The sequence below is a fragment of the Sphingopyxis solisilvae genome (assembly GCF_015475875.1).
Lineage (GTDB): Bacteria > Pseudomonadota > Alphaproteobacteria > Sphingomonadales > Sphingomonadaceae > Sphingopyxis > Sphingopyxis solisilvae.
In genome coordinates this window covers 1-24,274 of record NZ_JADKYM010000008.1, presented here as the reverse complement: position 1 = coordinate 24,274, position 24,274 = coordinate 1, and the positions used below count along the sequence as shown (strand labels likewise).

27 protein-coding genes and 1 pseudogene are annotated in these 24,274 nt (G+C 62.8%); 17 read left to right on the top strand and 11 right to left on the bottom strand.

What is annotated here, in order from left to right; all coding sequences use genetic code 11:
- Positions 1-190: 190 nt before the first annotated feature.
- On the top strand, positions 191-3,172 hold the full coding sequence (locus tag IR187_RS07500) for a TonB-dependent receptor (protein ID WP_324187657.1): 2,982 nt from the start codon (positions 191-193) through the stop codon (positions 3,170-3,172).
- A 227-nt stretch (positions 3,173-3,399) separates the two neighbouring features.
- Here IR187_RS07500 and IR187_RS07495 read toward each other — a convergent pair whose 3' ends face one another.
- Positions 3,400-3,705: a hypothetical protein gene (locus tag IR187_RS07495; protein ID WP_194953989.1), complete on the bottom strand. Its 306-nt coding sequence runs from the start codon at positions 3,703-3,705 to the stop codon at positions 3,400-3,402.
- 162 nt (positions 3,706-3,867) lie between these two features.
- Entirely contained in the window at positions 3,868-6,807 is a 2,940-nt protein-coding gene (traA, locus tag IR187_RS07490; RefSeq protein WP_194953988.1) for a Ti-type conjugative transfer relaxase TraA, read from the bottom strand.
- A gap of 172 nt (positions 6,808-6,979) precedes the next feature.
- On the opposite strand from traA, the gene IR187_RS07485 reads away from it, so the two are divergent.
- Entirely contained in the window at positions 6,980-7,303 is a 324-nt protein-coding gene (locus tag IR187_RS07485; protein WP_228765626.1) for a conjugal transfer protein TraD, read from the top strand.
- Positions 7,304-7,319: 16 nt separating this feature from the next.
- Complete coding sequence (locus IR187_RS16985) at positions 7,320-7,550, top strand: conjugal transfer protein TraD (RefSeq protein ID WP_324187656.1); 231 nt, start codon at positions 7,320-7,322, stop codon at positions 7,548-7,550.
- Here the strand turns inward: IR187_RS16985 and IR187_RS07475 are convergent.
- From IR187_RS07475 to IR187_RS16725, 3 genes and pseudogenes are all read right to left on the bottom strand, one after another.
- Positions 7,522-7,734, bottom strand: a complete 213-nt coding sequence (locus IR187_RS07475; protein ID WP_194953986.1) for a hypothetical protein — start codon at positions 7,732-7,734, stop codon at positions 7,522-7,524. The genes IR187_RS16985 and IR187_RS07475 overlap by 29 nt on opposite strands.
- Positions 7,731-8,171, bottom strand: a complete 441-nt coding sequence (locus IR187_RS07470; RefSeq protein WP_194953985.1) for a MucR family transcriptional regulator — start codon at positions 8,169-8,171, stop codon at positions 7,731-7,733. Before IR187_RS07470 ends, IR187_RS07475 begins: the two co-directional genes overlap by 4 nt.
- A gap of 24 nt (positions 8,172-8,195) precedes the next feature.
- A pseudogene (locus tag IR187_RS16725) lies at positions 8,196-8,339 on the bottom strand (nucleotidyltransferase); the annotation flags it as partial.
- 109 nt (positions 8,340-8,448) lie between these two features.
- On the opposite strand from IR187_RS16725, the gene IR187_RS07465 reads away from it, so the two are divergent.
- On the top strand, positions 8,449-8,664 hold the full coding sequence (locus tag IR187_RS07465) for a hypothetical protein (protein WP_194953984.1): 216 nt from the start codon (positions 8,449-8,451) through the stop codon (positions 8,662-8,664).
- Positions 8,665-8,965: 301 nt separating this feature from the next.
- Here IR187_RS07465 and IR187_RS07460 read toward each other — a convergent pair whose 3' ends face one another.
- The 4 genes from IR187_RS07460 to IR187_RS07445 all read right to left on the bottom strand — a co-directional run bounded on the left by IR187_RS07460 (position 8,966) and on the right by IR187_RS07445 (position 12,676).
- Positions 8,966-9,193, bottom strand: a complete 228-nt coding sequence (locus IR187_RS07460) for a CHAT domain-containing protein (protein WP_194953983.1) — start codon at positions 9,191-9,193, stop codon at positions 8,966-8,968.
- The gene (locus IR187_RS07455) at positions 9,183-10,289 is read right to left on the bottom strand and encodes an AI-2E family transporter (protein ID WP_194953982.1); all 1,107 of its coding nucleotides are present in this window, start codon (positions 10,287-10,289) and stop codon (positions 9,183-9,185) included. Before IR187_RS07455 ends, IR187_RS07460 begins: the two co-directional genes overlap by 11 nt.
- Positions 10,290-10,588: 299 nt before the next feature.
- On the bottom strand, positions 10,589-11,524 hold the full coding sequence (locus IR187_RS07450) for an SDR family oxidoreductase (RefSeq protein ID WP_194953981.1): 936 nt from the start codon (positions 11,522-11,524) through the stop codon (positions 10,589-10,591).
- Positions 11,525-12,190: 666 nt separating this feature from the next.
- Entirely contained in the window at positions 12,191-12,676 is a 486-nt protein-coding gene (locus tag IR187_RS07445) for a DUF6265 family protein (RefSeq protein WP_194953980.1), read from the bottom strand.
- 432 nt (positions 12,677-13,108) lie between these two features.
- On the opposite strand from IR187_RS07445, the gene IR187_RS07440 reads away from it, so the two are divergent.
- The 3 genes from IR187_RS07440 to IR187_RS07430 are packed head-to-tail and all read left to right on the top strand — an operon-like array spanning position 13,109 to position 15,484.
- Positions 13,109-13,600: a DUF302 domain-containing protein gene (locus tag IR187_RS07440; protein ID WP_194953979.1), complete on the top strand. Its 492-nt coding sequence runs from the start codon at positions 13,109-13,111 to the stop codon at positions 13,598-13,600.
- Entirely contained in the window at positions 13,597-14,541 is a 945-nt protein-coding gene (locus IR187_RS07435; protein ID WP_194953978.1) for a YeeE/YedE thiosulfate transporter family protein, read from the top strand. The genes IR187_RS07440 and IR187_RS07435 overlap by 4 nt, the downstream gene beginning before the upstream one ends.
- 55 nt (positions 14,542-14,596) lie before the next feature.
- Complete coding sequence (locus IR187_RS07430) at positions 14,597-15,484, top strand: LysR family transcriptional regulator (RefSeq protein ID WP_194953977.1); 888 nt, start codon at positions 14,597-14,599, stop codon at positions 15,482-15,484.
- A gap of 3 nt (positions 15,485-15,487) precedes the next feature.
- Here the strand turns inward: IR187_RS07430 and IR187_RS07425 are convergent, their stop codons facing one another.
- Both IR187_RS07425 and IR187_RS07420 read right to left on the bottom strand, forming a co-directional pair.
- Positions 15,488-15,874: a carboxymuconolactone decarboxylase family protein gene (locus IR187_RS07425; protein WP_194953976.1), complete on the bottom strand. Its 387-nt coding sequence runs from the start codon at positions 15,872-15,874 to the stop codon at positions 15,488-15,490.
- A 114-nt stretch (positions 15,875-15,988) separates the two neighbouring features.
- Complete coding sequence (locus IR187_RS07420; protein ID WP_194953975.1) at positions 15,989-16,435, bottom strand: cupin domain-containing protein; 447 nt, start codon at positions 16,433-16,435, stop codon at positions 15,989-15,991.
- Positions 16,436-16,669: 234 nt separating this feature from the next.
- Between IR187_RS07420 and IR187_RS07415 the strand changes: the two genes are divergently transcribed.
- The 10 genes from IR187_RS07415 (at position 16,670) to IR187_RS07370 (ending at position 24,126) form a co-directional block, all read left to right on the top strand.
- Positions 16,670-17,503, top strand: a complete 834-nt coding sequence (locus IR187_RS07415) for a 3-hydroxybutyrate dehydrogenase (RefSeq protein WP_194953974.1) — start codon at positions 16,670-16,672, stop codon at positions 17,501-17,503.
- Positions 17,504-17,639: 136 nt separating this feature from the next.
- Entirely contained in the window at positions 17,640-18,908 is a 1,269-nt protein-coding gene (locus IR187_RS07410) for an NAD(P)/FAD-dependent oxidoreductase (RefSeq protein WP_194953973.1), read from the top strand.
- A complete protein-coding gene (locus tag IR187_RS07405) occupies positions 18,905-20,035 on the top strand; it encodes a patatin-like phospholipase family protein (RefSeq protein WP_194953972.1) in 1,131 nt (376 codons plus the stop codon). Before IR187_RS07410 ends, IR187_RS07405 begins: the two co-directional genes overlap by 4 nt.
- Positions 20,036-20,141: 106 nt before the next feature.
- A complete protein-coding gene (locus tag IR187_RS07400) occupies positions 20,142-20,420 on the top strand; it encodes a BufA1 family periplasmic bufferin-type metallophore (RefSeq protein ID WP_194953971.1) in 279 nt (92 codons plus the stop codon).
- Positions 20,421-20,473: 53 nt separating this feature from the next.
- On the top strand, positions 20,474-21,196 hold the full coding sequence (locus IR187_RS07395; protein WP_194953970.1) for an HvfC/BufC family peptide modification chaperone: 723 nt from the start codon (positions 20,474-20,476) through the stop codon (positions 21,194-21,196).
- An 89-nt stretch (positions 21,197-21,285) separates the two neighbouring features.
- Positions 21,286-21,582 carry a BufA1 family periplasmic bufferin-type metallophore gene (locus IR187_RS07390; RefSeq protein WP_194953969.1) on the top strand — a complete coding sequence of 99 codons (297 nt, stop codon included), beginning with the start codon at positions 21,286-21,288 and terminating at the stop codon, positions 21,580-21,582.
- A 7-nt stretch (positions 21,583-21,589) separates the two neighbouring features.
- Positions 21,590-22,456 (top strand): MNIO family bufferin maturase, encoded by an 867-nt coding sequence (bufB, locus tag IR187_RS07385; RefSeq protein WP_324187655.1) that lies wholly within the window; start codon positions 21,590-21,592, stop codon positions 22,454-22,456.
- Positions 22,449-23,150, top strand: a complete 702-nt coding sequence (locus IR187_RS07380) for an HvfC/BufC N-terminal domain-containing protein (RefSeq protein WP_194953967.1) — start codon at positions 22,449-22,451, stop codon at positions 23,148-23,150. The genes bufB and IR187_RS07380 overlap by 8 nt, the downstream gene beginning before the upstream one ends.
- Positions 23,150-23,608 carry a DoxX family protein gene (locus IR187_RS07375; RefSeq protein ID WP_194953966.1) on the top strand — a complete coding sequence of 153 codons (459 nt, stop codon included), beginning with the start codon at positions 23,150-23,152 and terminating at the stop codon, positions 23,606-23,608. The genes IR187_RS07380 and IR187_RS07375 overlap by 1 nt, the downstream gene beginning before the upstream one ends.
- The gene (locus IR187_RS07370; protein ID WP_194953965.1) at positions 23,605-24,126 is read left to right on the top strand and encodes a sigma-70 family RNA polymerase sigma factor; all 522 of its coding nucleotides are present in this window, start codon (positions 23,605-23,607) and stop codon (positions 24,124-24,126) included. Before IR187_RS07375 ends, IR187_RS07370 begins: the two co-directional genes overlap by 4 nt.
- The last annotated feature ends 148 nt before the right edge of the window (positions 24,127-24,274 follow it).

Sequence of the window (24,274 nt, the reverse complement as noted above, 5' to 3'; positions counted from 1 at the left end):
CCCATTTTTCGCTATTTCGCTTTGGACTATACAAGCGGTAGGACAATATCAAGCGCATATTGGTTTACAATCAATGTTGACATATTGGTCTGACAACGCAACTCTTGCCCAAACAAATTCGGTTAGGGAGAGTGGCATGATTCGGGGCAGCCTCGTGCGCGGTCGATGCGGTAACCTCAAATGCGCGGCAGTGTTGCTGGGCTCGACGGCGATTGCGATGGGCTCCGCGCCCGCATTCGGACAGGAGGCGTTGCAGGATGCCACCGCTGACGAGGCAGGTGATGATGCAATCGTGGTCACCGGCATTCGCAGTTCCCTTGCCAGCGCATTGGGCGAAAAACGCACCTCCGACAATATCGTCGAGGTTATTCAGGCGGAGGATATCGGCAAACTGCCGGACCAGAATCTCGCCGAAGTGCTCGAAAATGTCACCGGGGTTCAGATCACACGCCAGGCGGGTGTCGGCAATGCGGTGCAAATCCGCGGCACCGATGCTAATCGCACCGAAATCAACGGTGTATCGACCGTGGGCTCAGGTGCCGGTCGCTCCGGCATCAGCTTCGAGGATTTGCCAGCAGCCTTGATTGCCTCGGTCGAGGTCACCAAGGTTCCGACCGCGCAGACCATAGAAGGATCGGTCGGCGGCACGATCAATCTGCGCACGATCCGTCCGCTCGAGCTGCGCGATCCGCTGATTTCGGCACGGATTCAGGTGGAGAACAGCGATCTGTCGAAATCGACCCTGCCGCGCGTTTCGGCGACACTCGGCAATAGTTGGGACACCGGCATAGGCGAGATCGGTATCGTCCTAAGCGGCAGCTACGCACGGCAGGATGTCGCCGCCTTCAAGCCGCGCGTGGATCGCGACGCGCTCGTCCTGCCTGGCTCGGGGCCAAGTGCCGAGGCATTTCCTTTTCTGCGCATCCAGTTCCTCCAGCAAGGACTGGAGAATTACGAGTATGAAACGTACAACGGCACCGCTGCCCTGGAATGGAAACCGAACGACGACCTGAAATTCTATTTCGACGCGACCCTGAACAATCAGCAGCGCGGCCAACAGAGCCACCGCGTCCAGATTTCGGGCACCGCAACCCCCTCCGTCGTCGATGCGATGAATAACACGGCGTTCGAGACGATTGAGTTCGGCAGGCTGGATGGCCCTGACGGTCCCATCAACCTTGGCAGTGTACAGGCCGCACTCGCAGGGACGATCGGTATCGGCGGCGCTACGGGAACGGTCATCGACCCAAATCTGCGCACCTCGAGCGATACCGGTGCGCGCGTGACAAAAAGCCGTGTCTTCGACCTTGGCTCCGAATGGCAGGTCACCGACAAGCTGAAGATGCGAGCCGAGCTTTCGCTGTCGACCTCGAAGTCAGATTTCCCCAACTTCTCAACCACGCTCGACTTCATCAATCCAAACGGCCCGCAGCCGGTGATCGGCCGGAGCATCGACAACGGGGTGCCGATCGAATTCGATCTGCGCGGCAGCACACTGCAGTTTGGCATCGACCAAGCCAGCCCCTTTGCGCCCACCGCCGCGCAGTTGCTCGATCCGGCGAACTATCAGCTGCAGCAGGTGACGCAGGGCGCGAATTCGACCGACAATCAGGAGCGCGCCGCGCGGCTCGATTTCGCTTACGATACCACCGATCTCAACCCATTCGTGACGTCGATCGATTTCGGCTGGCGCTGGAATCGGACGTCGGCCGAGAATAATGTGTTTTCGAACAACGTCAGCCTGACCAACACGACCACTGCCTGGAACCGGCCGTCAGGCAATCTTTTTTCCGATATATTGATCCCGGGCCCGAGCAATTTCAACGCGGCCGATGGGCGTCGGCTCTATTTCGGCGACTTTCTGCTGGTTGATGGAGCACTGGCGTTCCGAAATCCGGCAAGCGTCCTCGCCTCGCTCAACCAAGCAATCGCGGCAAGCAACGCGGCCCGCACACAGGGCCCCGCGGTCGCCTCGCTTGCGACGCCAACCGAGTCTTTCGCGGGCTTCTTCAAAATCAGTGAGACGACGAACGCGCTCTATTTTCAAGCCAATATGGAGAGCGAAATCGCCGGGATGCCGGTACGCGGCAACGCCGGTGTTCGCTGGCTGCAAACCAAATTGTCGTCGACCGGCAATAATATCGCCAATGGCACCGTAACCGGCCAGACGGTTGCAAACAGCGACTACACCTTCTTGCTGCCGCGCCTTAGTCTCGTGCTCGAACCCGCCGACCGCCTTCTGGTACGTGCAGGGATCGCGCGCGATATCCGGCGGCCCAACTTCGATACGTTATCGAGCTCCTATTCATTCAGCACTGGCCCGAACACACCCGTTGCCGTCGGCAACCCCGATCTCGTCCCCGAGGCCGTGTGGTCGTTCGACCTGTCCGGCGAGTATTATTTTGCGCCGTCGAGCCTGTTCAGCATCGGCGTCTTCCACAAAAGCCGTACAAACTTGTTCGCGCAGCGGCAGGAGGATCCGGCGCCAAACCTCGACGCAAATGGCAATCTTAACGTCTCGATCGATCCAGCCTGCCCCGGCGGCGGAATCTATAATCCTATTGCGAATCGCAACATCAACAATCCTGTTCAGGGCGTCGGCATCTGCGTGCCGCGCAGTTCGACCTTCAATGTTCCGGGCAGCACCACGCAAACAGGCATCGAGATCGCCTTCCAGCATGACCTTTCCGCTTGGGAGAACACGCTGGGCTTCGCCTCCGGCTTCGGGGTTATTGGCAATTTTACCTATCAGAAAGCTGGCGGCTCGGCGCGCGAATATCGAGTGGCAGATGGTCCGCGGACCGTATTTACCCAGCTTGGGCTGCCCAATTCGCAGGATCGGATCACGCTTAGCAACCTGTCCAAATATGCTTACAACGCCACGCTATTTTATGACAAATATGGGCTGAACGCGCGCGTGCGCTACACTTGGCGGTCGAGCTATGTCTCGAACGATCCGTTCTTTTTCGGCCTGCCACTGATCAACGGCGCGCGCGGTCAGCTCAACGCCAGCATAAATTACGACATTACCGAGAATATCAATGTCGGGCTGGAGGGCATCAACTTGCTCCGCGGCGATCAGAACCAGTATTGCGTGAACAACAAGGCACTGCTGTGTTTTCAGGGTCTCACCGATCGCAGACTGACCGCCGGTTTGAGCGTTAAGTTTTAGGGTCAGGACTTCCGTGGTTGCCGCCCGTAATGCAAGAGGGTTTCTGACCGAGAGATCGATAAGCAAGAGGCTTGGTGACCGCGGCAAACTCGGGCCGTGGTCTCGGCCGCAGACAGCTTCTGCGACGCTGGCTCGACCGTTCCCGCCGACCATGCGGAGGGTTTAAACCTCGTCAAATCGTGATTGTCGCGGCCCTGAACCCTGCCGCGCCGCGTCTGGCGGCGAGATTATGCCGCAAGGACCACGCCAACCAGCGCCAGCAGCGCGCCGCAGAGCAATCCGCCAATGGCCTCCCAGGCCACCCACCAATCCTGTTCCGCGTTCGACCGCTTCTGCTTAATCATGCCCTCGACGCGGCCGAGCGACCGGGCCAGTGCCTCGCGGGCCTCGCCGACGGATTTGCGATCTTCGGCGCCATAGCGTCGAGATGCTTCGTGGCTCTCGGCGGCCAGGGTCAGCGGGGTGAGCCGCATCGCCGGCTTGTCGAGAATGCTTTCGATTTGCTGGTCGAGGCGATCGAGACGGGCCGCCATATCCCGAAGCGTGGGCGAGTAATCGGGGAGTTTCTCCTTCGCCGCCGTGAGGCCTTCGATCGCGGTTCGCTGCAGCGAGATCTCACGGCGGAGCTCTTCGAAGGCCTTGGCGGCGTCGGTGGCGGGCGGGGTGCGGACAGGCTTCTGGGTCTTGGGTGCAGCCTACATCGACATCCCCATGTCTCGTCCACGGCCGAGATATTGCTGGAGATCGTGAGACATCGATCCTGTCGCAGAAGGTTTCAGGCCGAGGTCCGCGCGGCGATTCCGGAGCAGCGACTCGAGCTGCGGGTCGCGATGCAGGCTCTTCGCCATGTCGGTCAGATTGGCGCGCGCCCGGTCTCGTTCGGCATAGGTCGGCGCGTCCTTCGCCCGCGCGCTCTGCTTTTTCCAGTTCGCCACAAACATCTCGGCGCGCTTCTCGTGCGCCGCGGCCAGCTGAGCGCGCTCGCGCGCCGTGCGTTCGGCCGCTACGCGCTGCGCGCCCTGTCGGTCCATCGCAGCGATGGCGGCGGCAGTCCGCCCTTCGGCCGCGTCGCTGGTGAGCTGGTAGCTTTTCTCGAACGCCTCGCGCAGATCGCTCGCGCCGCCTGGACGGAGCGCATCAAGCTCCTGGCCGGCTTTGCCATAGGCGGCGAGTTCGTGGGGCAGCTCCTTGCCGCCAGCCCGCCGCACATCGACGATGTCCTTGGTCGCCCGCGCAAAGCGCGCGACCGCTTTGTCGAGCGGCGAGCGCGCTGCGGCCGGATCGAGACTGCGGGCATTGATTTTCACCTCGGAGAGGCGATCATCGCGCCGCAGTTTGGGCGCAGGATCTTCGAGCGCCTTGCGCGGGACAGTGCGCTTGAGCCCGTGGAACATCGACCGCCTGGGCTCGACCACCTTCGCGGGTTCCGCCGCCTTGTAATCGCTCGCCATATCCTTGCCGCGCTCGCGCGAGGCGGCGCGGACAAGCCTTGACTGGCTCGCAAAATCGTCGCGTCCGTAGTAAAGATCGACCCGCTCGCGGTGTCTGGACAGCGCGACGTACGTCGAATGGCTGTCTACCCCCGGCGTCGCGAGCATCTTTACCCGATCGACGGTCATGCCCTGCGCCTTGTGGATCGTCGCCGCATAGCCATGATCGACATGGGCATAGTCCTTCAGATCGAACGCGACATGGCGCCCGTCGTCGAGCATCACGCCCATGCGCATCGCATTCACCGCCTGCACGGTGCCGAGCGAGCCGTTCTTCACGCCCATGCCGCGCTCGTTCCTCAGGAACATGATGCGGTCGTTGGCGGCGAACATCCGCTCGCCGCGCTCGACGCTGATGGCAATTTCGGCGCCGAGCGCTCTGCTCGCCTTTATCCGGTCGCGCACCGCGTCGTTGAGCGCGCGTACTTCGTCATTTGTGTGGGTCAGGATGATCCGGCTGGCATGCGGATGCGCCTGCCGGTCGCGGTCCCACGCATCGACCAGCGCGGCCCGCGCCGCCTCGCGCGTGTCGGCGGCGTGAACATGGCCCGCCTCGACATAGCGCCCGATCGCCCCGCCCGTCCTTCCGGTCGCAAGCTCGCGCGTCGCCTCGCGCTGCCACTCTTCCTGCTGGCGGCGAATGTCCATGATCTCGACGGCGCCGTGACGCTCGGCGACCGAACGGAACGCCGCGCCCGCCTCTATCGCTTGCAGCTGCTGCGGATCGCCGACCAGCACCACTTTCGCACCCTGCCGCTCGGCTTCGGACACGACGCGCTCGAGCTGCCGTGTGCCGACCATGCCCGCCTCGTCGATCACGAGGATATGTTTGTCGGTGAGACGCTCGCGGTCATTTGCCCATTGATGCTCGAGGCTGGCGAGCGTGCGCGAGCCAATGCCGGAACCCTGTTCGAGACCTTCGGCGGCAATGCCCGATAAGGCCGCCCCCTGAACCCGATAGCCCGCCGCTTCCCATGCCTCGCGGGCAACGCCGAGCATCGCGCTCTTGCCCGTTCCGGCATAGCCGATGACATTGCTGATCCCCCGCGCCGACGTGACATGTTCGAGCGCGCCGCGCTGCTCGATCGACAGGTCGAGCCCGCGTGCCGACGCCCGCGCCAGTGCGCGCTCGCGATGACGCGCGGCAACGCCGTGATTGCGGCGCGCGTCGAGCGTTGCGGTGGCACGTTCGAGCCGCTGTTCGGTCTCGATCATCGCGCGCGACGTGAACCGCTCCTCGCCGCGCCCGTCTTTCCCGAGCGCGACCAGATCGGGCGATCCTTTCACCGCGCCTATCACCGCATCGAACTGCGCCTTGCCGTCGCTATGGCGGTGCACGAACATTGCAAGGTCGCGGGTCGTGAACGTCGCCTGGCGGTGCGTGATGGCGTCGAGCGCGATCGAAGGATTGGCGATGATCTTATCGCCGTTCGCGCGTGCGATCTCGATATGCTCGGCGAGCCGATCAGCCTCCAGCCCTTCAGCTGCCATCCGCGATGCCGCAGGACCGATCTTGTGCTGGGGTTCGAGGTCGATCCCCTGCGCTTCCAACGTGCGGTGATCGACGCGTGCGTCGATGTCGAGCGCGGCCAGACGCTCGTTCACATGATCCGCCCACGCCTCGCGCCAGTGCGACAGCAGCTCGGTGCGGTTCCAATCGCGCACCTTGGCGCCGAACTTAGCGCTGCCATCGTCGCCGATCCTGATCTCGCGCATCGTCAGCATGACATGCGCGTGCGGCCGCGCGAGGCCATCGGCGCCGATGTCCCAATGGACATTGAGGTCGGCAACCATGCCGCGGTCGACGAACTCGCGGGCTACGAAGTCGCGCGCGAGCGCGATGCCCTGTTCCTCGGTCATCTCGCGCGGGATCGCGAACTCGATCTCGCGGGCAAGCTGGGCATCCTTGCGGACCTCCGCAGCCTCGACGTCATTCCAGAGCTTTTCGCGGTCGCGCCACTGTTTGTCCGCCCCTTCGGGCAACATGACCTCGCTATGGACGACACCCGCCTTGTTGGAGAAGTCGTGGGCACGGCCGAGCCGCTCGTCGTGGAGCCGGTCGGCCGACCGGTAGGCCGCGGCCGCGACCGCGCTGCTGCCGCCAGCGCGGGAAATCACTTTGGCTGTGAAATGATAGATCGCCATAAGGGCTATCCATTTACAGCTAAACGAGCACGTCGGCACGACGTATAAGCGCGCCCTCACACGATTTCATCGCGCTCGGGATCACAAAGTCTCGGGAGATTTCAGCTGCTTGTGCACGCGTGAGACTCGGCATAGCCGGATCGTCCGACCCTCACAAATGGAAGGACAGACGATGCGCAAACCGAGAAATTTCGACGCCGAACTCCAGGCGCTGACCGACAAGGCCAAGGCGCTCAAGACGAAAAAGCAAAGTCAGCTCGGCGAGCTGGTGATTGCGACGGGGGCAGATGCGCTGTCGATCGAACAACTTGCCGGTGCGCTGCTCGACGCCGTCGGCGCAGACGCCGCGCGGAAGGAGATGTGGCGCAAGAGCGGCGCGGCCTTCTTTTGCGGGGACGGCGCCCGCGCTCGCAAAGGCGCTGGCCGCAACGCGGGCGGCGCTGCGGCGAGCGGTGCAGGCGCGCAATCGCCTTCAGGCGAAACGGGCGCGACATGACACGCGGGCATGGCAAGTGAAGCGCCGCGAGCGCACACGCCAGCTGATCGAACTTGGCGGGCTCGTCGCCAAAGCCGATCTGGTCGAGCTCACCGGCGACGATCGCGCGGTCATTCTCGGGCTGCTTGTTGACGCGGCCGCGACGCTGCGCGGCGAGGCACGCGAGCAGCAAGTTTTGCTATGGCGCCGACGCGGGAAGCGGGCGTTCGCCGAGGGCGTCAGCGCCGATGCGAGGTCGAAATCTTGACCGAGCTGCAAAGACCGCAGGGCCGCTTCTCGCGGGCATAATCGTTCGCACCGCCGAGGCCGCGTGTCACAACATTGGCCTGCGAGCGCACCGACAGATTGAGACGGTCTGTAATGCAGTCATCGCAAATCGAGACACCATCGAGGCGCTGGATCAGCGCTTCGATCTGGGCGGCGATGGTCATTTTGCCTTCGCACGACCTCGCGCGCCAGGCTTGCGGCCGCCGCCACGGCCTTTCGTGCCGAGACCGATCTGTTTCGCAAGTTCGCGCCGCTTTTCGGCATAGTTCGGCGCCACCATCGGATAGTCCTTCGGCAGGTTCCACTTCGCGCGATATTCATCGGGCGTCATGCCGAAATTGGTCTGCAGGTAGCGGCGCAGCATTTTGAGTTTCTTGCCATCTTCGAGGCAGACAAGATAGTCGGGCTTGACCGACGCGCGGATCGATACTGCGGGCTGTTGCGGTTCGGGTTCGGGCTCGGTCTTCGATGACAGACCGGCGAGCGCCTCGTGCACCGAGCGGATGACCAGTGGGATATCCGAGATGGTAACGCTGTTGTTGCTGACATGCGCGGCGACAATATCGGCGGTCAGCGTGACCAGCGTTTCGGCATCTTCCATTCGGGCTTCCCTTCGAGGACTAAGCTATTTCGCTTGGCGCTCTAGCAAAGCAATGCGTTCGGAACAAATGGCTTGAACCGCGCGGCCCAATTCTTCGACATGACCGCTGAGCCAGCGCAGTTCCTCTTCGGTAATCCGGTAATGTTTCGAGTAGCGCGCCTTCACATAGTTCCAGCGAAATAGCCGCCGGTAGCTCTGGGGCGGGCTGGAGAGCGCCGTAGCTAATCGTATTCATCAAAGCGATCTGGTCTTGGTCGAAATGGAACGAGTAGTAGGCGTGGACCGTGACGAACGGATTGCACTCATTCTCGGGCGTCGCTTCAATGCCTCGCGCTCGCACGATCACCAAATCGCCCACTGGCGTGGCTTCCAGCAGGTCAGTTGGTTGCGGAGCGGGCCACCGAAAACTCGCCCGTCGCAAGCTCTCGGTCGAGCGCTCGATTTCTTCGAACGACCGCGCCTGATCAATCTTCTCGAAAAACCTCTCGACTAGTCTTAAATGTTTTTCCTGCGTCTGCCTGTCAAATACAGGGTCGGGGCGAGGCGATGATATCTGACAAGACAGTGCCGTTCCCGGCATGAACGTGGCGCACGCCACCGCTGTGATTGCCTTTCGCCTGCCGATCATCGGTCGCTCCCCCAAACATATAGTGGAGGATACATACAAAACCGACGTCCGCAATCGGTCGCTTCCGATCATGGTTGTACGGCGGGCTGCGGAGGTCCGCTTCTTCCGGTCTCTCGCCAAAACCGGACCGTCCCTAAACAGCCAGAATGCTACGGACAACCGTCAATTAGTCGCGGGACATTTCGCGACCGATATCTCCTATGAGCGAAAAGGGCGCCCAGGCGCTAGGGTGCGACCAGCTTTTGAGATAGGGATCGTCGCGCGCGTCGCTGCGGATCTCGCGTTCGACCTGTTTCAAGGCTTCGGCGCGTGACAGCTCCGGATGGGCATGCAAGATCTCGAACAGGCGCACGGTGAGCACGGCCGCGACATCGTGACTACTGTCATTTCTCATGTGGCAGCTTGGTTTCAGTTTCTAACAGTTCGCGAACATACAGCCGCTTTACCAGCACGAATGCAACGACCGTAAGCGGGGCGGCAAAAATGATCCCTACGATCCCGAACAGGGCTCCTCCGGCTACCACGGAAAAGAGCATAAGCGCCGGCGGCAGATCTACTGCATATCGCTGAACAAGAGGCTGTATGACATTGCCTTCGAGCTGCTGCACGATCACGAAGAGCCCCAGCGTCCACAGGGCGAGTTCGGGACTCTGCGAAAATGCCACCAAAATCGCGGGGGTGGCAGCGGCGATGGGGCCGACGATCGGCACAAACTCTAGAAGGCCTGCCAGGAGGCCCAGGGCTAGCGGAGATTGGACGCCAAGCAGCCACAAGCCGGTGCCGGTGACGGCCGCCACCAGACCCATCGACACCAAGGTGCCCAACATCCAGAGGCGGAGAGCCTCACCGCAATGCAGCAAGGCCTCGTCCGCCAGATTGCGCCTTGCCGCTGGCAAGAGTTTGAGTAACCCAGCGCGGTAGAGCTTTGGTTGTGCGGCGAGGTATATACCCCCAGCGATCACGAGCAGGATGTTTGCAATTGCACCAAATAAGGTCATCACCAGACTTCCCACCCGGCCTAGTAAGTTTTGCTCGATGTCAGCGAGCCTGCCTGTTTTGGTCTCGATTTCCGCCGCCTGCGCCCTCGCCAGCTGGTCGTTCTCGCCAGTGTCGCCGGTACGCAAAGGCGGCACGTTCACCCCCCAAGTCGAAAGCCGTTGCCGGACGCTGTCCCATGCCACAGGGATCTGCGTCGAGAGCTCTTGCGCCTGCTTAGCCGCCTGCGTGCCAAACAATGCACCGGCCCCTGCAATGGTACTTCCTACAATCAAGATCGAAATGGTCAGTGCGAAGCCACGGTTCAGTTTTGTCCAGCGTTCGATGGGGTTGGCAATGGATGTGAGCAGAACGGCGATCACGACGGACCCAAAGACTAGGATCAGGAGATCGTGCAGCGTGATGACCAGTCCGACGGCGACAGCGACGGCGCCCAAAATCAGCACCTTTCGCACGAAACGGGCCTCCGTGTCTGACGTGTGCTGGTCTGTCATTTCTCACCCTGGAATCTGTGTCGCTGTTCAACCGTTGCGCGTGACGCCAGCTTCCGTGCGACGCAAAACACGATCGATCGGCGCATCCACTGCTCACTGTAAGTCTCCGGGAGACACCATCGTTCCCTGCATCAAAGTATCACAGGGATCGGAACGGTGTGTGAGGCGACCTTTCCGCTGGTGTCTCGTCAAAGGGGAATATGGACCGCCGAACAGCAGCTTGAGCAGATTTGAGTCGGAAACCGGACAGTCACGAAGCGGCCAGAGATTCTGCCAGCGGGCCGTGTTCAATCGGGTCCTTAACCGTTCACAATTGTGCCGCCATTGGGATGAAGGACTTGCCCCGACATGTAGCTGCTGTCGTCGCATGCGAGAAACAGAAAGCTTGGCGCGACTTCATTGGGTTCGCCCGGCCGCTTCATCGGAGTGGTTTCGCCGAAAGTGGCGACCTTCTTAGCAGGCGCACCGCCTCGCGGGTTCAGCGGGGTCCAGATCGGACCGGGGGCAACCGCGTTCACCCTGATGCCCTTGTCGACAAGATTTTCGCTGAGGGACCGAGTGAAGGCGGTGATAGCCCCCTTGGTGGCGCTATAATCGAGCAGGCCGCCGCTTCCCTGATACATCGTCACGCTGGTGCAGTTGACGATGGCAGAACCCTTTTTGAGGTGCGGAAGTATGGCCTGCACCAGATAGAACATGCCGAAGATATTTGTCGCGAACGTCAGTTGCAGCTGCTCCGGGCTAATATCACGAATATCTTCCGCCGGGTGCTGCTCACCTGCATTATTTACGAGGATGTCTATGCGTCCGAACTTCGCCAGAACCCTCGAAGCTATCTTCTCCCCGGCGCTTGTCTTGCCGACGTCAGCCTTGATCAGAATTGCGTCACGTCCTTCGCTTCTCACGATTGCCGCCGTGTCGTCGGCGTCGGAAATGTTGTTCTTGTAAACGATCGCGATATCTGCGCCTTCGCGCGCAAAAAGCGCGCACACGGCCCGTCCGATTCCGCTGTCGCCCCCGGTAACGATGGCCACTTTGCCTTTCAGCCGGTTCGAACCGGCATATCGCGGTTCCCACTTCGGGGCGCGGTCCAGGTCCGACTCCTTATCCCTCGGCGATCTGCGTATCGTTTCGCCGCTACCCACATCCTTCCGGAGCTTGGAAGCGGCAATTTGTTTGCCGCGCTTCTCGGATGGGGATTCTCCTACCTTCCCGGCCTGAGGTTGTTGCGCCATCGAATTTTCCCTTCGAGCCTGTCGTTCATCTTCAAACCGACAGCGCTGGACGTTGGTTGCGGATTACACGATAACGATCGCGCGCACGTCATGAGTCTTGCGGGCGTCGTCATCTCCCGACGGGCGGCAGAGGCAATGTCGGCTCTCGCCCTTCTCGCGGCTGAAGCCGTCTGACCGCTGTCGGCCAGGTCCAGTGATAGCGGGGGGCCGGCGGGCTGGGTCGCGATCCAGTCGGACGTTTCGGAGCAACTTCATTTGGACCGGCTTGAGTTACCAAATCCTCTTGGCGACCATGCCGCCAAAGATTGACACCGACAGGCCGATCGCACCGAGCGCGATCCAAAGCATGTTAAAATTCGAATAGGAATCTTGCCGAACGTCCTGCGGGTTTGAGCGCAAGTAATAGACCTTCGGCCTGTATCAAACGCCGGACAACCGGACGCTGTTCCCGTCCGTGCCCGTTGACCGGGCGGCTTCGGCTGGCGGTGTGCAAGGGACGGCCCGACTTGCAGGGCGGGTCTCGGGCGCCCTCACCGCCTCAATTTTGCTTTCGGCAGGCTCGATAAAATTGGCGGCTCCGATCTCATTTGGAATCCCCACTATTACCGCATTCGCATCTGCCGCGATTGTGTGGCGACAAATGCCTTGCTCTGCGCCCAAATAGGCTTAGCCAGCCTTGCTCAGCGAAAATTCGACCAGATAGGGGCCCTTCTCGTCGGCGCGATTTGCGGTGACGTCGATGGTCCCGTCCGCGCGCGCGCGATAAACGATGCGCTGAACGTCGGAGGAGGAATCTGTTGCCTCGAACACGGCCTGACCAGGCTCGGCACTCGCTAGCCGCATGACGCTCGGCCCATTCGTTTCCCACGTGCGATAGTCGGAATGATAGCGCTTGAACCGCATGACTACGGCGTCGCCCTTTTGTTCGACCACGGCGAAGCGAAGGAAGCGCACCGCGGCGTCCTGAGTGCCTCGCGACATGCCGATGACGACGCCGGCTTCGGCGGAGGTCCAGTTTTCCTCGATGACGAAACCGCTGCGGTTGCTCGTCCAGCTCCCTTCGAGAAAGGCAAGGTCGGCGAGTGATTGCGCATGTGCAGGACTGACGCCGAGGCCGATGGCAAAGGCGAGGAGGGCGGAAGCTAGTTTCATGGTCTGTCCTTCGGCTTTTCAGATCGGCCCGGATTATCGGGACTCGTTTTGAGCGTCCAATAGCCGCGCTGCATCGTTATCATGCCGGAAAGACAGCCGCGTTTGCGCCGCCCGTCAAAGCCGCTGGCAGAAACGGACGATCGGTTCGCGACCGGTGAAGCGTAGCGCCAGATGGCCGGCTTGGCTCGCGAAGTGCTCCAGCGAACATCGCTCGCCTACCCCTTCAGAGCCCCACCCTTTGTCCAGGTTCCGGCCGCCTTTACGAGCTGCCGGCCGATCACGGCACGGTCGTAGCCGGGGGTATCGATCAAGACGCCGTCTAATCCGATTGGGAAATGCAATGAGCGCATTGATCCTATAGCAAAGCGCAATTTTCCTTACCCGCGGCGGCGGGTGATACCGGCCTGCGACAATCTTCGCAGGAGTTCGCACATGAATCGTTTCAAATCGTTCGTTCTGGCCATGGCGGCGGGATCGCTGCTGTCGGTCGCTCCGGCTGGCCGTGCCAGCGAAGTCCCCGTTCGCGCTCAAACGGCGGGCGACGTATTGACGCTAAAAAGCGCCAATGGCTTCGACGCCACGGTGAACAAGCTGGTGGCCGACGTCACTGCTAAGGGCATCCAACATTTTGCGACGATCGATCAAGCTGAACTCGCGCTCGGCGCGAGCCTGCCGCTTCGCCGCTCGACGCTCATATTGTTCGGCAACCCGCCGCTTGGCGTACAGTTCCTCCAATCGAATCCGCTTGCGGGGCTCGATTGGCCGGTGCGCATGCTGGTGACGGAGGATTCCGCAGGGCGCGTAGCTGTGGCGTGGACCGACTTCGGTGCGATCGCGAACCGCTACCACATCACCGATCGCGAGGCGCAGTTCAGGATGGCAAGCGAGGTGGCGGCGTCGATCGCGAGCGCCGCAACGCAATGATCCCGACGATTGCCGTTTTGGTCATCGCACTTTTGTCGGCTGCGCTGATGGGTCTCGCCATTCAGCGCGGTGCGACGTGCCTGGTGGCCGCCATCGACGAGCTGCTCAATCACCGGCGCGCTGGCCGGGCGCTGGCATTGGCCGAGGCAGCTGTTTGGGTCGGCGGGCTGGCCTTTTTGGCGACGGCTGCGGGTTGGCTAAACATGACTCCGGCCGCCTATCCCGTCAGTCCTGTCACCATCGCGGGCGGAGTACTGCTTGGCATCGGCGCCTGGGTGAACCGGGCCTGTGTCTTCGGCGCGGTCGCACGCATAGGTTCCGGCGAATGGGCCTATCTTGCGACGCCTTTCGGCTTCTTTCTTGGCTGCGCCCTGCCGATTTCGGTGGCCGCTCCGACAGGTGCCGCCACCCAATTAGGAGCCGGTCGGGGGAGCGCGGCCATCGCGAGCCTCTTTTTCCTACTCTTGATCTGGCGGTTAGCGGGTGCGATCCGCGCACCGCACCTCGGCCAGTTTCTCTGGCACCCGCACCGCGCGACCTTGGTTATCGCTGTTGCTTTTGTGGCGACGCTGCTGAGTGCCGGCGCTTGGGCCTATACAGATGCACTTGCTGCGCTGGCGCAATCGATGGATGCGATGCTGCCGCTCCGTCTCGCCATGGCGGCGGCGTTGCTCAGCGGCGCTATTGCAGGCGGCGCGATCGCTGGAAGATTGAGCCACGGTCGCCCGCGCGCCGCGACTATGCTACGCTGCGGCGTCGGCGGGGCGCTGATGGGGATGGGTTCGATGCTCGTTCCGGGCAGTAACGACGGCTTGATCCTGCTCGGTCTGCCAGCGCGGCTCGCTTATGCGTGGGCGGCCGTTGCGGTGATGACATTGTCGATCATCATAGCAATGCGCCTGTCCGCTGTAACTTCCGTCGCGGGGGCGACGAACCGCTAGTCAAGGGTGGCGTGGAGCACCGACCTTGGTCCGCGTTGATTAGGGAACGACGCCAATGGAAATGCAACAGATCCGCTATTTCGTCGCGCTTGCCGAGACGCTCAATTTCACTCGTGCCGCCGAGAAATGCAATGTCAGCCAGCCCGCGCTCACGCGCGCGATCCAGCAGCTCGAGCACGAACTGGGCGGGCCGCTGTTCCACCGCGAACGCAGCAATACGCACCTGTCCGAACTCGGCCGGATGATGAAGCCCTATCTGCAAAGCGTTACGGATTCCGCGCGCGCGGCCAAGGCCGTTGCGCTTTCGGCGAAGAGGGCCGAGAATATCACGCTGACGCTCGGCGCGATGTGTACGATCGGTCCTGATCTGGTGGCCAACCTGATCATCCGCTTCCAGGCCGCGCATCCCGACGTCGAGGTGCGGGTGATCGATGGCGAGGCGTCGTCGATGATCGACGCGCTCGAAAAGGGTGACCTGCACCTGAGCCTGGTTGGCGTGCCCGAAGATTTGCCCGACCAGTTCCACCAGCTGCCGATCTTCGAGGAGCGCTTTGTGATTGTGCTCCCACCGGGACATCGATGGGCCGAGCGCAACGCCATCCGCGTCGCCGATCTCGACGGCGAACCCTATGTCAGCCGCTCGACGTGCGAGGTGTTCAAGGCCGTAGCGCGCGATTTTGCATCGCGCGGCGTGGTGCCGAAAAAAGTGTTCAGCAGCCCGCGTGACGAATGGGTCCAGAAGATGATCAAGGCGGGACTCGGCTTCGGTTTTTTCCCAGAACATAGCGTGACCGACGCCGACCTGGTCGTGCGCCCGCTGATCGAGCCTGAATATAGCCGCACCGTCTATCTGGCCACGATGCGGGGTCGCCCGCATTCACCGGCGGTTGGGGCGTTCGTCCGCGAGGCACGCCGGCACGAATGGCCGACGCTCGCCGCCTGAGCACTAACAGCAGTCCGGCGTTGGAACGCTTTCGGCAAGCAGGTCGTGGCATTCGGCGAGCGCGTCGATCGCCGCGGCGACGCCGGCATGCGCTGCGGTCTGGATCAGGATTTCGGTGATTTGGTCGCGGCTCCAGCCGAGATGGAGAGCAGCTTGGACGTGCTGGCGGAGCTGCTTATTTGAGCGGCCCAACGCGGCAAAAACGGCGACGGCCGCCAATTCGCGTGTCTTGAGGTCGAGGCCCGGCCGCGCGAAAATCTCCCCATAGGCGAAGCTCACGGCTGTCCGGATGAAATCGGGCGCGACCTCTGCGGCACGGTTGCGGCGCGCGTCCTGTGTCGTTCCGGTTTGTGCGAGGATATCGATTCCGGCGCGATAGGGGTCGGTCAAAATGTCATTCCTTGCGCGAGAATCGGAAACGGCGCGGCATCCGGTGCTGCAAGCAAGGCTGCCGCGCCGGGAGCGGTCCGGGACGGAGGTTCGGACACGCTCCGGTACCGCCTGTCAGTCGCGCGCCTTCACATCGGCCGACAGGAGTATTGCGGCAGTCTTGCCGTTGTTGCGCCACCAGTGCGAAATCCCGTCGGATTCGCTCGAAATCTCGCCCGCGCGATGGTCGATGCCGACCTTGCAGCTGCTGCGATACTCGGTGATCGCCCCCGATACGACGATGATCAGCGCTGGGCGGCCGGCATGGCTGTGCATCGGAACGATGCCGCCCGGCTGGACGACCAGGCGGCGCATCCGCAGGTCGCGGTTATCGACGCCGATTTCCTTTCCAAGATCGACAGACCCGATGACGGTGTCGGTGACATTGCTCGGCATGGTGGGCGCATCCTTGAGCGGATTGGCGCCGACCTGGCCGGTGGGGCAGGTGCCGGCGAAGGCGGGCGTGCTGGCCAGAAGGGCGACCGACGCGGCGGCCACCGTCGAAAAGCGATTAAAGTTCATAGCGATATTCCTCTGTTGTTTGCGAACCTGTTGTCCGCGGGAAGCGACGACGCCGACGCAAGGGGGCCAGGGAGTCGGTAACGGCGGGGCCGCTTCCCGGGACATCTGGAACCTAGCCGCAGCCACTCCGCGCGGACATTCGATTGTCCTTATGGTTTCCATGCACGAACGGCATTTCCGCCGCGGCGTCGCGCCCGACATCTTCGGAGCATTCCAGTTTCGAGGAGAAGAGAGATGACCGTTCAGCCGCTGGCCGAACTCAAGCCCGCCCCGCCGTCCGTCCGTCCGCTCAGCGGGCGCGTCGCCATCGTCACCGGATCGACGAGCGGCATCGGCCTCGGAATCGCGCGCGCGCTTGCCGATGCGGGCGCCGACATCGTCCTCAACGGACTCGGCGAGCTGGCTGCGATCGATCGCCTCTGCGCGCAGATCGAGGCGGGCAGCGACGTGCGCGTCCACTATGACAGCGCCAATCTGATGCGGCCCGAGGGCGCGGCCCGGCTGGTCGATGATACGCTATCGCGCTTCGGCCGTGCCGATATCCTGATCAACAATGCCGGCATCCAGCACGTCAGCCCGATCGAGGATTTTCCCGTGGACAAATGGGACGCGATCCTCGCGCTCAACCTGTCGGCGGCGTTCCACACGATCCGCACCGCCTTCGGCCCGATGAAGGAAGTGGGCTGGGGGCGCATCGTCAACGTCGCATCGGCACATGGTCTTGTCGCCTCTCCCTTCAAGAGCGCCTATGTCGCCGCGAAGCATGGCATCGTCGGGCTGACCAAGACGGTTGCGCTCGAAGGCGCGCGGCACGGCGTCACCTGCAACGCAATCTGCCCGGGCTATGTCTGGACGCCCCTGGTCGAAAATCAGATCGGTGACACGGCAACGGCGCGCGGCATCACACGCGAGGAGGTCATTGAGAATGTCCTGCTCGCCGCGCAGCCAAGCAAGAAGTTCGCGAGCGTCGACGAGCTGGGCGCGCTCGCCGTCTTTCTATGCTCGGACGGCGGGCAGTCGATCACTGGCACGGCGCTGCCGGTGGATGGCGGGTGGACGGCGCAATGACTCTCCCGACACCGCCGCTCGCGCCACATCTCGCTGCTTTCTTCGTCTCCAGGCCGGTGCAACCGTCGCCGCGCGGTCAGGGTGTCACCCCACCGCGCGGCGTCTTGGCTGAGTTGGCACAGCGCGGGGGTAGGCGATGAAAAGCGACGCCTCGCCTCTCCATGTCCTGATCATCGGGGCCGGTTTCGGCGGCCTCGCCGCCGCGCGAGAATTGGCGCGCGGCAATGTCCGCGTGACGTTGATCGACCAGCGCAACCATCATCTGTTCCAGCCCTTACTCTACCAGGTCGCTACCGCCGGACTTTCGCCCGCCGACATCGCCGCGCCGATCCGCTCGATCGTGCGGCGACACAAAAATGTGAGGGTGCTTTTAGATACCGTAATCGATATCGATGCGGGCGAACGACGCGTGCTGATGGCGAGCCGCCGCACGGTGCGCTTCGACAGGCTGATCGTCGCGACGGGCGCGCGCCACAGCTATTTCGGACGCGACGACTGGGAAATCCACGCGCCGGGGATCAAATCGATCGATGACGCGACGACAGTGCGCCGCAAGGTGCTGCTCGCGCTCGAGCGCGCCGAGACCGAACCCGATCCGCTGCGGCGCCAGGCGCTGCTGACCTTCGTTGTTGTCGGCGGCGGGCCCACCGGGGTCGAAATGGCCGGCGCGATCGCCGAACTTGCGCGGCGGTCGGTATCGCAGGATTTCCGCAGCATCACTCCGCATTGCTCGCGCGTGCTGCTCGTCGAAGCGGGCTCGCGGCTGCTCGCGTCTTTTCCGCCGTGCCTTTCCGACAAAGCGCGCAAGGCACTCGAAGGTCTGGGCGTCACGGTGATGACCGACAACAGGGTAAGCGCGATTACCGACACCTATATCGACATCGGCGGCGTGCGGGTGCCCACGCACAGTGTCATCTGGGCGGCGGGTGTCCGCGCATCGGATGCCGCCGCCTGGTTGGGCGTTGAAGCGGACCGCGCCGGGCGCGTCATCGTCAGACCAGACCTGTCGGTCCCCGGCCTGGCGGGCATCTATGCGATCGGCGATACCGCCTCTTTCACCGACGGGACGGGACGCTGCCTCCCGGGCATCGCGCCCGTTGCCAAGCAGCAGGGACGCCATGTCGCGCGCCAGATCCTTCGCGGTCGCGCGATGCCCTTCCGCTACCGTGACTATGGCAATCTCGCGACGATTGGCCGCCACCGCGCCGTCATCGACTTCGGTTGGCTGCGGATGTCGGGCGTACTCGCCTGGCTCGTCTGGACCACTGCGCACATCTTCTTCCTCGCGGGCTTTCGCAACCGGCTTCTCGTCGGCGCGAACTGGCTCTGGAACTATCTTACCTTCGAACGCGGCGCGCGCCTGATTACCGGCGGCGACACGCTCAGCCCTGGAGAAATCAAATGAATCTGACCAGCGAACTCAAGGCACATGGGCAACAAGTGCTGGTACTGCAGGGTGGCGGCGCGCTTGGCGCCTATCAGGTTGGCGTCTATCAGGCGTTGCACGAAGCCGGGATCGAACCCGACTGGGTGATCGGCACTTCGATCGGCGCGATCAACGCGGCGATCATCGCCGGCAGCGCTTTCGATGACAGGATGGACCGGCTCGGCGAATTCTGGCGCCGTATCGAGCATGGACACATCTTCGACGAGGGGCTGCCGACACCGATCGCAAGCTTCTTTCGCAACTTCACAACGATCGTCGGCGGGCTGCCAACCTTCTTCAGGCCCAACCCTGCGGCCTTTGGCAGCGTCTATTCTACGTTGGGGGCAGAGAATGCGGGCTATTATTCGGTCGAGCCGCTGCGCGAGACGCTTTCGGACCTCATCGATTTCGACCGCGTCAACGCCGGCGAGATGCGGCTGACCGTCGGCGCATCCTGCGTGACAACCAGCGAGATGCGCTATTTCGATTCGCGCGACACGCCGCTTTGCCTCGACCATGTCATGGCGTCGGGCGCGCTGCCGCCGGCCTTTCCGGCGGTGCGGATCGACGGCGACCTCTATTGGGACGGCGGCATCTTGTCGAACACGCCGGTCGAGGCGGTGTTCGACGATAATCCGCGGCGTGATTCGATGGTCTATGCGGTTCACATCTGGAACTCGCATGGGTCCGAGCCGGAAACGATCTGGGATGTGATGAACCGCCAGAAGGACGTTCAATATTCGAGCCGCGCCGGCACCCATATCCGCCGCCAGCGCCAGCTCCACCGACTTCGCCATGTGATCACCGAACTGAGCGCTCACCTACCCGGGGCAAGCCGCAAGGATCCCGAGGTTGCCGAACTCGCCGCCTATGGATGTCCGACGCGCATGCACGTCATTCGCTTGCTCGCCCCCGCGCTGGCGGGCGAGGATCACAGCAAGGACATAGATTTCAGCCCGTCGGGCATCCGCCAGCGCCGTGAAGCAGGTTACGCCGATACGATGCACACGCTCGAAGCAGCGCCGTGGCGCGGCGATTTCGACCCTCTTGAGGGCTTCATTCTGCACGAGGCCATCGGTGGGCATATGGTCGAGCCAACCTGCTGACGCGCTAAGCATGGAAACGATGCGATTTGGGTAGCGGACTGCGCCCTCGTTTCAGCCGATGAGGAGGCACGCCCTTAAGGGCGTTCACAACCGAAAGGATTTCATCATGAACAAATCGACAATCGCGCTTGCCGCCGCCACCCTCTCGTTCCTTGCCACCGCTGCCGTCCAGGCTGGTCCGGTCGCGCCGCAGCCGACCAAGGAGAAGTGCTACGGCGTTTCGCTGAAGGGCAAAAATGACTGCGCTGCGGGTCCGGGCACGAGCTGCGCCGGCACTTCGACGACCAACTATCAGGGCAACGCCTGGAAATACGTCGCCAAGGGCACCTGCACGAAGATCAAGACGCCGAACGGCGTCGGCTCGCTGACCCCCAAGAAGCGCTGACCGGATGCCCCGGCCGCGGGCCGGGGCTCCCATCCTGAGGAGAGGATGTGATTATGTCTGATATTGCCACTGTCCAGCGGACGGCCCTCGACGCCCGCGGTTTATTCGGCGTACCGCGCGCGCCGCGCCGCGTGCCACAGCCGAGCGTGGTTGTCGAAGCGCTTGCCTGCAATTATCCGATAGTCGCCGCGATACTTGGGCGGGCGCCATTTCACGATCTCGCGTGCGAGTTCGTTGCTGCAGTCCCGCCCGACGGTCCCGCACTTGCCGCCTATGGCGATGTTTTCCCGGAGTGGATCGTCGGTCGGAACATCGGCCGCGTGCTGCCTTACCTCTCGGCGGTCGCGAGCATCGACCGGCTGCAGCTCGCGTCGGCGCGCGCGCCGGCCGATGCTCCTGTCGCACCGGCGGTTATCGCGGACATGACCGCCGAGCAATGGTCGTCGAGCCGCGCCAGGCTGCACGCCGCGACCAGATTCGGGTGGTTCGCGGTGCCCGCCCCCTCGATCTGGCTCGCGCATTTCGCGCCGCATCGCGCCGAGGTCACGACTGAATGGCAGGCCGAGGGGATTTTGATCACGCGCCCGGCGGGCACGGTCCGCGCGCGCCGCATTGGCCCTTCCGAACACCGTATCCTCTCGGGCCTTCGGATCGGCGAGACGATCGGTGCAGCGTCGGCCGCGGCGCACGCGCTCTATTCTGATGCCGACATTACCGGCGCGGTCCACGCGATACTGGACAGCGGCGCAGTCGCGACGCTGCGCCCGTCGCGATAATTGGGCGCGGCGTAACCTCCTCAAGAAGGGCTGCGAACCGGCAGACGATGCAATCGCTCGCATCGCCCATTTTCCCAAGGGAGATTGAAATGACCAACGGACTGAAACTTTCGCTCGCCGCTTCGGCCGTTCTCGCCATGGCTGCCGGCAACGCTTTCGGCGGGGCCGCCGTGGCGGCCGAAGGCAAGACCGAGAAATGCTATGGCGTATCGCTGAAGGGCCAGAATGACTGCGCCGCAGGCCCGGGCACCAGCTGCGCCGGTACCTCGACTGTCGATTATCAGGGTAATGCCTGGAAGAGCGTCGCCAAGGGCAGCTGCGTCAAGATGGGCGGCACGCTGACCGCACACAAAGGCAATGCCAAGCCGGTTCCGCGCAAGGGCTAAGCCTTTCGTGACCGCTCCCCCGCTCAAATCGCTGCCGCCGCGTGCTGGCATAGGGCTCAAACCTCAGCACTATGCCGATGTGCTCGCGGCGGCGGAGCGCGGGACGGCGCCCGCCTGGGCCGAAGTGCACCCCCAAAACTACTTCGGCGCGGGCGGGCCACCGCATCGCTGGCTGACCGCGATTGACCAGTGTCTGCCGCTCAGCTTTCATTCGGTCGGTCTGTCGATCGGCTCCGCCGCGGGTGTCGATTTGGATGAACTCGAGGCGCTCGCGGCGCTGTGCGACCGGTACCAGCCCGCGATGATCTCGGACCATCTGAGTTGGAGCAATGGCCCGAACGACAAATTTCCCGACCTGCTTCCCATCCCCTACACGCATGCGGCGCTCGATCATTTCGTAGCCGAGGTGGAGAAGGTCCAAAACCGGCTCGGCCGCACCATCCTGATCGAAAATCCATCGCGCTATCTCGCCTATGCGCAGAGCGATTGGGACGAGGTCGATTTCCTCCACGCGCTTTGCCGGCGCAGTGGCTGCGGTCTTCTGCTCGATATCAACAATGTCGAGGTTTCGGCCTTCAATCTCGGTCTCGATCCGATCGCATGGCTCGACGCCTTCGATCCCGGTCTTGTGGGCGAGATCCATGTCGCGGGCCATGCCGTGAAGGACGACGACATGGGCGGAATGATCGCGATCGACGATCACGGCTCGCCCGTTCGATCGAGTTGCTGGGACTTGCTGACCCGATTGCTTGCGCGCGGCGGGCCGAAGCCCGTACTTGTGGAATGGGATACGGACGTCCCGGATTATGCGACGCTCATGGCGGAGGCGATGACTGCCGACGCGCTGCTGCTATCCGAGGTGACCTTTGCTTGAGTGCGACCAAAGGGCTCTCGCAGCGACATTGCTGCACGGACCCGGCCACCTGCCCGACGCGCTTTTCGCCGGGGACGAGGCCGCCGTACTGCGCGGGCTGCGGGTTCACGCCAACACCATCTCGCACGCACGGCTCGTCGCGCTCGAAGAGACGTTTCCCCGAACGCGCGTCCATCTGGGCGAAGGGCCGTTCAACCGCCTTTCGCGCGCGTTCCTCGATGCCGGCGGGGCCGAGGGGCGGTCGCTGACCGACATTGGCGCAGGCTTTGCCGACTGGCTGGGCGATTCGCTGGCTGCCGAGCTGGCACGCGTCGAGTGGGCTTGGCTCGAAAGCTATAACGCTGCCGACGCATTGGCGCTCGGGCTCGCCGATCTCGCCGGATGTGACGAAGCGACTCTTTTCGGAATGGCCGTTCGCCTCCATCCGGCGGCGCGGACCCTTTCCCTTGCGACCGACGCAGCGCCACTCGTCGATCCCGCGCTGCGCTGCGGTCCGATGACCCTGCTTTTCACGCGTCCCGCCGCCGATGTGCAACTATGGCCCACTGACGCTGTCACGGCAGGCGTACTCGATCTCGCGAAAGAAATTTCGCAGCTCGGTAACCTGCTCGCACGTCTCGCCGAAGACCATCCTGACGGTGGCGCCGCACTAGCGGCGTTGATCGACGCCGGGGCATTTGAAAGGCTTGGATGATGAATCGCTTAGTCGCACTCTATGACCGCGGCGTGGAGATCGCTGCCTCGCGCATTCCCGAATCCGTCGCAATATTTTTGCTCCGCCTCGCGCTAGCGGGCGTGTTCTGGCGATCGGGACAGACCAAAGTGGTCGAGGGCAGCTACTTGCAGATCGACCCGTCGCAATATGATTTGTTCGCATCCGAATTTTCGGGGCTGCCGCTCGATCCCGTCCTTGCAGTGCCGCTGACGACTTTTGCCGAGCATTTCTTCCCGATCCTGCTGGTCTTCGGCCTCGCGACGCGCTTTTCGGCGGGTGCGCTGCTGGTGATGACGCTCGTTATCCAGATTTTCGTTTTCCCCGATGCCTGGTGGCCGGTGCATTCGCTGTGGGCAGCAATGGCCGCAATCCTCATCGTGCGCGGCGGTGGGCTGTTCTCGCTCGATGCGCTGCTTGTTAGAGTGCGGGCGAAATGACCCTCGACGAACCTTCGCTCGCGCGCCTGATGGCCGCTTCGCAGCGGGGGGATCGTGCGGCATATCGTGCGCTGCTGGCCGACTGCCGTAAATGGCTCGAACGCTATTTTGCACGCCGCATTGCGCCGCATCAAATCGACGATCTTGTTCAGGAAACACTGGTGTCGATGCATCGAAAGCTCGCGACGTGGGATTCGAACCGGGCTTTTCTGCCGTGGCTCGCGGCCATCGCGCGCTATCGCTGGATCGACGTGCTGCGCCGACAGCGGGTCGAGGTCGAACTTGGCGATAATGATGCTGCCGTTGGTGCCGAAGACGAAGCGGTGCATGCGCGGCTCAGCATCGAACACCTGATGTCTTTGCTGCCGCCAAAACAGGCGCAGGCGATCACCCTCGTCAAGATTGAAGGCGCCTCGATAGCCGAAGCGTCGAAAGTCTGTGGCCAGAGCGAGTCGCTGGTCAAAGTGAATATCCATCGCGGTTTGAAGAAGCTCGCCGCCCTGATTGAAAGCGAATGAGAATGACCGACGCATCGATCGACGCGCTGATCGAGGGCCTGGCGGACAAGCTGAAGCCGGTAAAGCCACGCCGGATAGAGCAGGGGTCGAAGGCAGGCTGCTGAAATCCTGCGCCGCCCAGATGTGCAACTCGCAGTGCTCAGCATTG